Raw genomic sequence first — 9,993 nt, 5'->3', positions numbered from 1 at the left:
TCCGAAGACGGCCGAGGCCTCGCGCCGGCCCGGCGTGCGGGTGCTGTCGTCCGGGGAACGCCTCGGCAAGGCGCGGGCGGTCAACCGGGGAGTCGCCGCCGCCACCCACGAGCTCGTGGTGCTCACCGATGCGAACGCGGTGCTCGCGCCCGGTGCCCTGCGGGCAGCCGCCCGCCATTTCACCGACGAGACGGTCGGCGCGGTGGCAGGGGAGAAGCAGGTCGACGATCCCGACGGCGCCCAGGGCTTCTACTGGAAGTTCGAGTCCTGGCTGAAGCGCCGCGAGTCGGCGACCGGCGCGACCATCGGCGTGGTCGGCGAGATGCTGGCCTTCCGCCGCCAGGCGTTTCGGCCCCTGCCCGCGGACGTGGCCGTCGACGATGCCTGGCTGGCTCTCGACATCCTCGAAGGGGGGCTGCGGGTCGTCTACGAACCCGAGGCGTACTCGATCGAGTCGTCGAGCCCGGACTACTCGGCGGAGTGGGAGCGGCGGACCCGCATCGTTGCTGGCAACCTCGACATGCTCTGGCGGCGCCGGGCGGCGCTGGTGCCCGGCGCGTTGCCGGTCACCCCGCAACTGTGGGGCCACCGGCTGGTCCGCTCGTCGTTCGGCCCGTTGGCGCAGGTCGTCCTGGTGGGGCTCGCCCTCCCGGCCGCCCGCCGGAGCTGGATCGCCCGGCTGTTCCTGGCCGGCAACGCCGTCGGCGCTGTGAGCACCGCGGCGCTGCTGACCGGGCGCACGCCGCCCGGTCCGACCCGCCTGGTCGCGCAGGTCTTCTTCCTCCAGGCCGTCGCGCTCGGCGGGGTGCGGCGCTTCGTGGCCCGGGACCGGCCCGCCGTCTGGCCCAAGCCGGAGCGGCCGGCCGTGGCCTCCGCGACGTCACCGGCGCCCACGGGGCCGGTCCCGCCACCGGGGCAGACGACGCCGCCCGGCCCGCCGACCGAGCTGGCCCCGGCCGGCAACTGACCCAGTCCGGCAACTGACGCCGCTGACGCCGGCCGGAACCGGCTTTGGCTGGAGAACCCACCTCGGCCCGTCACCGGCTACGCCTAGCGAAATACCATCCCGCCCTGGGGCGGGAATACCGTGTGGTACAGGACCGCAACACCGCAACACCGCAGGACCGCAACACCGCACGAGGCGTGGACATCCACCTGAGTGCGCGTCAGCACACGCAGTGAGGAGCGTGCCGCCATGTCCGTCGAGAAGCCCAACTGGTCCAGGTGGCAGTACGAGCTGGTACTGGTCAGTTTTCACAGCCGTGGCCAGCTCGAGCAGCTCTTCGCGACCCTTCCGTTGGACATGCCGGTTGTGATCATCGATAACGCCGAGGGCGTCGACCGCGTTGACGAGCTGATCGCGGGCCGGCCCAACAGCCGTTACCTTGACTCCGGCGGCGGCAAGGGATTCGCGAAGGCCGCCAACATGGGCATCCGTTCGTCGCGCTACGAGTACGTGGTGCTCGGCAACCCGGACAGCCGGCCCACCGTGGAGGTCATCGACACGCTGGTCGACGACCTCATCGCCGATCCCGAACTGGTGACCAGCGCGGCCACCATGAAGGGGCACGACGACAAGCCCGAGCTCGGTAACGGCGGCTGGGAGCCGACGCCCCGCCGGGTGCTGCTGCACGTGCTGGGAGCGCACAAGGTGGCGCCGAGCTCGGCGCTGTTCGCCCGGCCGACACCGGGCCGCCCGATGAACCCCGAGTGGCTGACCGGCGCCTGCATGGCCGTCCGCCGGTCCACCTTCCTCGAACTAGGCGCCTTCGATGAGACGTTCTACGTCTACAACGAGGACATGGCGCTCGGCCGGGCGATCCGTGAGGCGGGGCTGCGGCAGAAGCTGCGCACCGATCTGCTGGTACCCCACGGGGCGGGAGGTTCCGGGGCCGGTAAGACGTGGATGCTGCAGATGCGCGGTGCGTCCATGGTGCGTTATCTACGTAAGCACAATGCGCCGGCCCGGGTGAACGTGATGCGCTCGATGCTCGTCGCCGGCTACGCCGGGCGTACGGTGCTCTCTCGAGCCCGGGGCAGGAAGGCAGTGGCCGACGAGCACGCCGCATATATCAAGGGCCTGCTGGTCGGGCCGCCGGCCAACTAGCCGCGCCCGTTCCCTCGTTCGTTCCCTGCCTGTTCAGCGGGCTGGCTGTCCGATTCGTCCCTCTGGACAGGCAGGGAAGTGAACTCGGTAGTCCCGGGCTTAGGTGAAGCGGGCTACCCGCCATTCCCGGCGACCGCGGCGGACCAGGATGACCGAGCCGTGTAGCAGATCCTTGGTCCCGACGGTGGCTTCCACGCCGACCCGTTCCCCGTTCACCAGGACCGCACGGTTGCCCAGGTGCTCGCGCGCATCCCGCTTGCTGCTGGCGAGGCCGGTGGCGATCAGCAGATCGACGACCGGCCAGCCGTCCTCCTCGAGCCGGGCGGCCGGCTCCTCGACCGTGGGCACGTCGGCGAAGACGTCGGAGAGCAGATCCGCGCCGATCGCCTTCACGTCCCCGCTGAACAACGCTGCCGACGCCGCCTCGGCCGCGTCGACCGCGGCTTGGCCGTGCACCAGTGCGGTGATCTCCCGCGCCAGGTGACGCTGCAACGCTCGCCTGCCCGGAGCCTCGGCGTGCTCGGCGAACAGCCGCTCCAGCGGCTCACGGTCGATGAGCGAGAAGAACAGGGCGAACCGGCGTGCCTCGTCGTCAGACAGATTAATCACGAACTGGTACAGGGTGTAGGGCGAGGTGCGGTCGGCCGAGAGCCAGACCGCCCCCTTCTCGGACTTGCCGAACTTCGTGCCGTCCGAACGCAGCAGCAGGGGGCAGGTCAGCCCGTGTACCTGGGTGCGCAGCACCCGTCGCACGTAGTCGATCCCGGCGACGATGTTGCCCCACTGGTCGGAGGCGCCCAGCTGGAGGGTGACCCCGTGGTCCTCGCACAGGCGGCGGAAGTCGTACGCCTGGAGCAGGGAGTAGCTGAACTCGGTGTAGGTCAGGCCGACGTCGGGATCGTCCAGCCGCCGGCGCACCGAGTCACGGCGGACCATCTCGGTGACGGGGAAGTGCTTGCCGACGTCCCGCAAAAATTCGATCATCCCGAGTCCGCCGAGCCAGTCGGCGTTGTCGACGAACTGCGGGAGCTGGCCGGAGTCCAAGGCCCGGGCGAAGACGGATTCCATGATCTCCTGTTGTCCGAGCACGTTTGTCCGTACCTCCCGGGCGGTGAGCAGGCTGCGTTCCACCGACTTGCCCGACGGGTCGCCGATCAGACCCGTGCCACCGCCGAACAGGGTGACCGCGCCGATCCCCGCCCGTGCGGCCCGGATCAGCAGGGTCATCGGCAGCAGGTTGCCGATCGTCAGCGAGGGGGCCGTCGGGTCGAAGCCGATGTAGCAGCGCCGCCGTCCGCTGTCGAGGTGCTCCCGCAGTTCGGCGGGATCGGTGCTGGCGTGGAGGAGTCCACGCCAGGACAGCTCGTCCAGGAGCGCGTGTGTCATGCGCCCATGGTAAAAGTGGCGCGCCGGTCCACCGTGTCACGGCGAGATCACCCGGTAGGGGAGCGCGGGCGGACGCGGCTGCCCGTGCGGCCCGGCCCCGCCCGCGCCGCGCGCTGCCAGGCGTACAGCAGATGTGTCACGATCCCGAGCAGGACGCCCAGCGAGGCCGCGATGCCGAGCCCGGCGGCCCAGGCCAGTGGCGAGAGTTCCGACGAGCCCGGGCCGGTTGCGCCGATCTGACCGGTGCTCGTCGGACCGGTGCTCGTCGGACCGGTGCTCGTCGGACCGGTGCTCGTGAGCGTGGCGCCGTCCCCGTGGGTCGTCGCGTCGTCGGCGGATCCCCGGGCCTGTCCGCCGGGCATGATGCGGCCGGCGGCCGGCGCGGGCCCGCCCACCCCCCAGCGTGTCGGTTCCGACAGCAGCGGATTGGTCCTGACCACCGGCACGGCCCGGGTCAGCGCCGCGACGGGGTCGACGATGCCGAAGCCGAACTCATCGTCGCGGCCAGGAGGGCCTGCATCCCGCGCGGTGTAGACGAGCCGCTCGATGACGTTGGGTGCGTCCAGGTCCGGCTGGGCGGCCCGGATGAGGGCGACAACGCCCGCGACGATCGCCGCGGAGTTCGAGGTACCGCCCCCGGTGTCCAGGCCGTCCGGGGAGACCCTGGTCGGGACGGGGGCCCGGATACCGGGGGCCGGCGCGGCGATGACGGCCCGCGGCCCGCGGGCCGATTCCCGCCAGAAACCATCAGCGGCCGTCGATCCGGTCACCGCGACCACTCCCGGGATGCTGGCGGGGGAGTTGATCGCGGTGTCGCCGGACTCGACGTTCCCCGCCGAGGCGACCACCACCACGTCGTGCGCGAGGGCGTAGCCGACCGCCTTCTCCTCGTCCGGGGTCGCCGCCCCTGTCGAGCCCAGGGAAAGGTTGATGACGTCGGCGCCCAGGTCGACCGCCCGGCGGAGGCCGATCGCGACCTTCTCCGAGTTCGCCTCGGCGCCGGTCGAGACGGGCAGGATCTTGGCGGCCGGGGCGATGCCGCGGACCTCGGGCCGGCCGTTGTCGTTGCGACCGGCGATGATGCCCGCCATGGCGGTGCCGTGCCCGTTCGGATCATTGTCGCGCCAACCGTCCCGCGCCGTCCCGGGACCGATACCGGTACCGGGAAGCAGCTGACCCCACAACTTAGGCTGGCTGGCGTCGACCCCGCCGTCGATGACGGCCACCACCGTGCCCGCGCCCTGGCTGATCCGGTGTGCCTGGGCGAGTCCCAGGACAGCGTGGTACCACTGCGAGCCTCGGGCGGGCGCGATCGGAGCCGGGTCGGGCCCGGCCGCGTGCGGCGGGACGAGGGCGCCGGCCGGAGCGGTCGTCATCACGAGGCCGACCAGCAGCGCGAGACCGACCAGCAGGCCGAGCATGGCGCGGTGGTGCATGAGGGGGTCCTGCCTCCGGGGCTGCCGCTCGGCGGGCGTGGCTGATCGTGTCCGGTTACGCGCCCTGTCTGAGGAAGTTTTCCACATTGCATGGTCTAGGCAGACCACTGTTACCAAGCAGGTAGCTCGTCCGGATGGCCCGGCGTGGTTTTCCCGGCTTCAGCGCCTTCGACGGCGCAGGAGACGGCCGATGCCCGGTGGGGCGTGCCGCTGCCGGGTGACCGCCTCCCCGGTCCCGGTCCCGGTCCCGATCGACGCGCAACCTCCATGGACCGCGGCACGCTCCTCGCGTCCCCGGCTGCCGCCTTGGCCTGATGGCCGCTCCGTCGCGTATCAACACTTACGTGACGGTAGAGTGCCGAGAAAGTGCGTATGGGCGCCGCGAAGAGTCGCACCGGGAGGGGCCGCAGCAATGACCGACAGAAGGGACGTCGGCACAGGCGTCGGCACAGGCGTCGGCGAGGGCGTCGCGTCACCGCCGGGACACCCGCGGATCGCCGAGCTGACCGCGCGCGCCGCCACGAGCGAGATCCCGGCCGCGGCGCTGTGCCGTGATCTTGCCGTCGCGCACGAGCGGGTCGGCGACGACGCCGGAGCCGTACGGTGGGCCCTGGCGCTCACCGACGCCGGCAGCGATCTCGGTGCCTGGTCGGCCGTTGCCGGCGTGCTGCGCCGCGTCCTGCCGCGGGTCGTGCCGCTGCCGAGGTCCGCGCGGGTGGCCGTGCTCGGCAGTTACACGACATCGCAGTTCGCCGCGCTGTTGCCGCTGGCCGCGGCGCGAGCCGGGGTCGCCGTCGAGGTCTACGAATGCGGCTATGGGCAGTACCGCCAGGAGATCCTGGACCCCGCGAGTGAGCTCTACCGGTTCCGGCCCGACGTCGTCGTGCTCGCGGTGCACGCTGGGGAGACCGCCCTGCCGGCGGTCGCCGACGACCCAGCCGCCGCGGTGGCCACCGAGGTCGAGCGTTGGACGTCGTTGTGGGACATGATCATAAATCGGTGCGGGGCCCGGATCGTCCAGCACACCTTCGCCATCCCCGGCGAGGTCACGCTCGGCCATCTGGCGCTGCGGGTTCCCGGCTCCCGGCCGACGATGCTCGCGCGGGTCAACGCCGAACTCGGCCGGGTGTCCGGCCAGCGAGGCGACGGGGTCGCCTTCGTCGATTGCGAGCGGCTCGCCGCCGACGTGGGCAAGCGTGCCTGGTTTGACGCGCGGTACTGGCACCGGTCCAAGCAAGCGGTGTCGCTCGCGCAGGTGCCGCTGTTGGCCCGGCACACCGCCGCGGTGATCGGGGCCCAGCTGGGAACGAGCCGGAAGTGCCTGGTCCTCGACCTCGACAACACCCTGTGGGGCGGCGTGCTCGGGGAAGACGGCCTGGCCGGCATCGCGCTCGGCGACGGCGCCGTCGGGGAGGCGTTCGCCGCGTTCCAGACGTACGTCGCCGAGTTGAAGGCCCGCGGGGTCGTGCTCGCCGTCTGTTCCAAGAACAACGACGCCGACGCCCGGGAGGCGTTCGAGCGTCATCCGGGGATGCGGCTCGGCCTTGATGACATCGCGGTGTTCAGTGCCTGCTGGGACGACAAGCCGACGCAGATCCGCCGGATCGCCGCCGCGCTCGGCCTCGGCCTCGACGCGCTGGTCTTCGTCGACGACAACCCGGCCGAACGCGAGGTCGTCCGCCAGCTCGTTCCCGAGGTGGACGTCGTGGCGCTGCCCGCCGATCCGCACGGCTACGTCCGGGCGCTGGCGGACTACCCCTTCTTCGAGGCCACCGCCCTCACGGCCGAGGACGCCGCGCGCACCGCCGCGTACCGGGCCCGGGCCGAGACGGCCGCCGCCGCGGCGGCGGCGACCTCGCTGGAGGACTTCCACCGCGGGCTGGACATGACCGCCACCGTAGTCCCGCTCGACGACATGACCCTGCCGCGGGTCGCCCAGTTGGTCGGCAAGACCAACCAGTTCAACCTGACCGGTCGCCGCCGGGGCGCCGCTGAGATCGAGCGGCTGGCCGCCGACCCCGGCACGGCGGTGTTCTGTGTCCGGCTCGCCGACCGGTTCGCCGACCACGGTCTGGTCGCCGTGGTCATCGCGGTGGAGTCGGCGGGCGCGCTGGACATCGACACCTGGCTGATGAGCTGCCGGGTGATCGGCCGGACCCTCGAGGACGAGGTTGCCGCGCTTGTTCTCGCCGAGGCCCGCCGCCGCGGCCTCGCCCGCGTGACCGGGCACTACCGGCCGTCGGCGAAGAACGTTCTGGTGGCCGGCCTCTACGAACGGCTCGGTTTCGAGCGGGTCGGGCGGGTCGACCCGGCGCCGGCGACGCTGCCGGCCGGGAGATCAGCCGGGGTGGTGCCCGCACCTCCGGACGGGATCACCTCGGCTGCGGAGACGACGTACTGGAGCCGTGATGCGCGGTCACCGTACCTGCCGCCTGGGCTCATCCGGGTCGTCGTGGCCGAGCCGTCCGGCGCCGTGGCCGGGCTGTCCCCCCAGGTGCTCCCCCAGCCGTGGCTGCGGGACCGCAAGACGGAAGAGGTGCCCCGCTGATGGTGCAGAAGCGACTGCGGCAGATCTTCGGTGGCCCGGCCGGCGATCAGGACACCCGGGATGCCTCCGACCTCGGGCTGTGGGAGATCCTGCAGGAGGACTGGCGCCGGCACTACAAATCGTTCGCCCACCCGGGCCTGCACGTGCTCGCCGTCTATCGCATCGGGCAGTGGCGGCGCACCCGGAGCCGGCCCGTCCGCGGGATCGTGACCGTCTTCTACAAGGTGGTCAACAAACTGATCATCCGTAACCTGTACGGGGCCGAGCTCGACGAGCAGGCGCGGCTCGGCCGCCGGGTCCACATCGGCCATCACCAGGCAATCCTCATCCCGCCGCATTGCGTGATCGGGGACGACTGCACCCTGCGGCACAACCTGACCATCGGCTACGCGAGCGGTACGGCGGACCCGCGGGACGTGCCGAAGATCGGCAAGCGGGTCGAACTCGCCCCCGGGATCCATCTCATCGGGGCGATCAGCATCGGCGACGACGCCAAGATCGGCCCGGGCTCGATCGTGATGACGGACGTGCCGGCGGGCTCGACCGTCTTCGCCGCTCCCGCGCGGGTGATGCGCCCGCCGGTGCGTTGAGACCGTCCGGGTGACGCGTCCGCCGGCACGCTGAGACCGCCGACGCGCCACTGCGGGATGTCGGCGACCGGCTCGTGGGATCGACTCGGTACGGTTTGAGGCCGGAACGCTGGTGTCCGATTGGACCCGACCTGTGCCATTGCCGAGATGGGGAGGACTCGCGGATGAAGGTGCTCGTGACGGGCACGGAGGGGTACCTGGGGTGCCTGCTCGCGCCCGAGCTGCTGCGCGATGGTCACGAGGTCATCGGCGTGGACACCGGCTACTACAAGTACGGCTGGCTGTACCGCGGCGTCGACCGGACCCCGTTGACCCTTGACAAGGACCTCCGCCATCTCACGGTCGAGGACTTCGCGGGGGTCGACGCCGTCGTGCACATGGCGGAGCTGTCCAACGACCCGCTCGGCGCGCTCGCCCCGGACGTGACGTACAAGGTGAACCACGTCGGCTCGGTCCGGCTGGCGAAGCTGGCCAAGCAGGCCGGCGTCGAACGGTTCGTCTACATGTCCTCCTGCAGCGTCTACGGCGTCGCGACCGGTGCGGACGTCACCGAGGCCTCGCCGGTGAACCCGCAGACCCCCTACGCCGAGTGCAAGGTCTATGTGGAGCGTGACGTCGCCCCGCTGGCGGACGACACCTTCTCGCCGACCTTCCTGCGCAACGCCACCGCCTACGGTGCCTCCCCGCGGCAGCGCTTCGACATCGTGCTCAACAACCTGGCCGGGGTGGCCTGGACCACCGGCGAGATCGCGATGACCTCGGACGGCACCCCGTGGCGCCCGCTGATCCACGGGCTCGACATCGCGAAGGCGATCCGCCTGGTGCTGACCGCACCGCGCGGCATCGTGCACAACCAGATCTTCAACGTCGGCGACAGCGAGCAGAACTACCAGGTGAAGGAGATCGCGGACGCGGTTGCCACGGTGTTCACCGGCTGCACGCTGAGTTTCGGTGACAACGCCGGCGACAACCGCAGCTACCGGGTGTCGTTCGACAAGATCGCCTCCACCCTGCCCGGCTTCTCCTGCGACTGGAACGCGCTCAGGGGCGCCCAGCAGCTGCACGACGTCTTCACCCGCATCCAGCTCGACAACGAGACGTTCACCGGCCGCGGGCACACCCGGCTCAAGCAGCTTCAGTACCTGATCCGCACCGGCCAGCTCGACGCCGACCTGTTCTGGGCCCACCCATGATCATTACGTCGACGCCGATCGCCGGGGTGATGATCGTCGATGTCGAGCCATTCTCCGATGCCCGCGGCATGTTCGCGCGCACGTTCTGTGCCGGCGAGTTCGCCGCCGCGGGGCTCACGGTCGACGTCGCCCAGTGCAGCGTGGCCTACAACGCCTCCGCGGGCACCGTCCGCGGGATGCACTGGGCGGGGGAGCCGGTGCGGGAGACCAAGCTGGTGCGCTGCACCCGCGGCGCCCTGCTCGACGTCGTCGTCGATCCCCGCCCGGACTCGCCGACCTATCTGCGGCACGTGGCGGTGGAGCTCTCGGCCGACAACCATCGGGCGCTGTTCATCGACGCGGGCCTGGCGCACGGGTACCAGACGCTCGTCGACTCCACCGAGGCGACTTATCAGATGAACGTCCCGTTCACGCCGGGACACGACCGTGGGCTGCGCTTCGACGACCCGCGGCTGGGCATCGTCTGGCCGCTGCCCGTCTCGGTGATCTCCGACAAGGACCGTGCCTGGCCGCTGCTGGCCGGCGATGGTCCGGCCGGGGGCCAGGCCGGACCGTCCGGCGACGCCGTGCCACCCGGGTCTTCCGGCATCCAGCGTGATGTAGCTCACACACTCGGCGGGGTCGGCGCGACAGCCTGAATCCGTCGCCCCCGGTTCGGCCAACCGTCGGGCGAGGGCCCCGCTCCACCAGTGAAAATCAATGCTGGCAGGGAAAAGTGGGCGGGGCGTGGGGT

8 protein-coding genes are annotated in these 9,993 nt (G+C 71.3%); 6 read left to right on the top strand and 2 right to left on the bottom strand.

The genetic code is table 11. The features are described from left to right. The coding region (locus tag AC08OV_RS04320; RefSeq protein ID WP_476619331.1) for a glycosyltransferase family 2 protein at positions 1 to 967 on the top strand (967 nt) is incomplete at its 5' end. 228 nt (positions 968 to 1,195) lie between these two features. Beyond that, positions 1,196 to 2,107: a glycosyltransferase family 2 protein gene (locus tag AC08OV_RS04315; protein WP_476614357.1), complete on the top strand. Its 912-nt coding sequence runs from the start codon at positions 1,196 to 1,198 to the stop codon at positions 2,105 to 2,107. Between the two features lie 99 nt (positions 2,108 to 2,206). Here the strand turns inward: AC08OV_RS04315 and tyrS are convergent, their stop codons facing one another. Both tyrS and AC08OV_RS04305 read right to left on the bottom strand, forming a co-directional pair. Beyond that, entirely contained in the window at positions 2,207 to 3,493 is a 1,287-nt protein-coding gene (gene tyrS / locus AC08OV_RS04310; RefSeq protein ID WP_476614358.1) for a tyrosine--tRNA ligase, read from the bottom strand. A 47-nt stretch (positions 3,494 to 3,540) separates the two neighbouring features. Continuing rightward, positions 3,541 to 4,929 (bottom strand): S8 family serine peptidase, encoded by a 1,389-nt coding sequence (locus AC08OV_RS04305; RefSeq protein WP_476614359.1) that lies wholly within the window; start codon positions 4,927 to 4,929, stop codon positions 3,541 to 3,543. Between the two features lie 412 nt (positions 4,930 to 5,341). Between AC08OV_RS04305 and AC08OV_RS04300 the strand changes: the two genes are divergently transcribed. The 4 genes from AC08OV_RS04300 to AC08OV_RS04285 all read left to right on the top strand — a co-directional run bounded on the left by AC08OV_RS04300 (position 5,342) and on the right by AC08OV_RS04285 (position 9,898). Then, a complete protein-coding gene (locus AC08OV_RS04300) occupies positions 5,342 to 7,477 on the top strand; it encodes an HAD-IIIC family phosphatase (protein WP_476619330.1) in 2,136 nt (711 codons plus the stop codon). After that, on the top strand, positions 7,477 to 8,067 hold the full coding sequence (locus AC08OV_RS04295; protein ID WP_476614362.1) for a serine acetyltransferase: 591 nt from the start codon (positions 7,477 to 7,479) through the stop codon (positions 8,065 to 8,067). Before AC08OV_RS04300 ends, AC08OV_RS04295 begins: the two co-directional genes overlap by 1 nt. Positions 8,068 to 8,231: 164 nt before the next feature. Next, a complete protein-coding gene (locus AC08OV_RS04290; RefSeq protein WP_476614363.1) occupies positions 8,232 to 9,260 on the top strand; it encodes an NAD-dependent epimerase/dehydratase family protein in 1,029 nt (342 codons plus the stop codon). Beyond that, positions 9,257 to 9,898 carry a dTDP-4-dehydrorhamnose 3,5-epimerase family protein gene (locus AC08OV_RS04285; protein ID WP_476614364.1) on the top strand — a complete coding sequence of 214 codons (642 nt, stop codon included), beginning with the start codon at positions 9,257 to 9,259 and terminating at the stop codon, positions 9,896 to 9,898. The genes AC08OV_RS04290 and AC08OV_RS04285 overlap by 4 nt, the downstream gene beginning before the upstream one ends. Positions 9,899 to 9,993: the final 95 nt, after the last annotated feature.

Source organism: Frankia sp. CeTa3Moorea (genome assembly GCF_978021225.1).
Note: the sequence above shows the minus strand (reverse complement) of the source record. Positions and strands in the feature narration are given on the sequence as shown.

Bases quoted from the DNA above. Each gene is read 5' to 3' on its own strand.
- AC08OV_RS04315 (WP_476614357.1), top strand. From the start codon at position 1,196: ATGTCCGTCGAGAAGCCCAACTGGTCCAGGTGGCAGTACGAGCTGGTA.
- tyrS (WP_476614358.1), bottom strand. From the start codon at position 3,493: ATGACACACGCGCTCCTGGACGAGCTGTCCTGGCGTGGACTCCTCCAC.
- AC08OV_RS04305 (WP_476614359.1), bottom strand. From the start codon at position 4,929: ATGCACCACCGCGCCATGCTCGGCCTGCTGGTCGGTCTCGCGCTGCTG.
- AC08OV_RS04300 (WP_476619330.1), top strand. From the start codon at position 5,342: ATGACCGACAGAAGGGACGTCGGCACAGGCGTCGGCACAGGCGTCGGC.
- AC08OV_RS04295 (WP_476614362.1), top strand. From the start codon at position 7,477: ATGGTGCAGAAGCGACTGCGGCAGATCTTCGGTGGCCCGGCCGGCGAT.
- AC08OV_RS04290 (WP_476614363.1), top strand. From the start codon at position 8,232: ATGAAGGTGCTCGTGACGGGCACGGAGGGGTACCTGGGGTGCCTGCTC.
- AC08OV_RS04285 (WP_476614364.1), top strand. From the start codon at position 9,257: ATGATCATTACGTCGACGCCGATCGCCGGGGTGATGATCGTCGATGTC.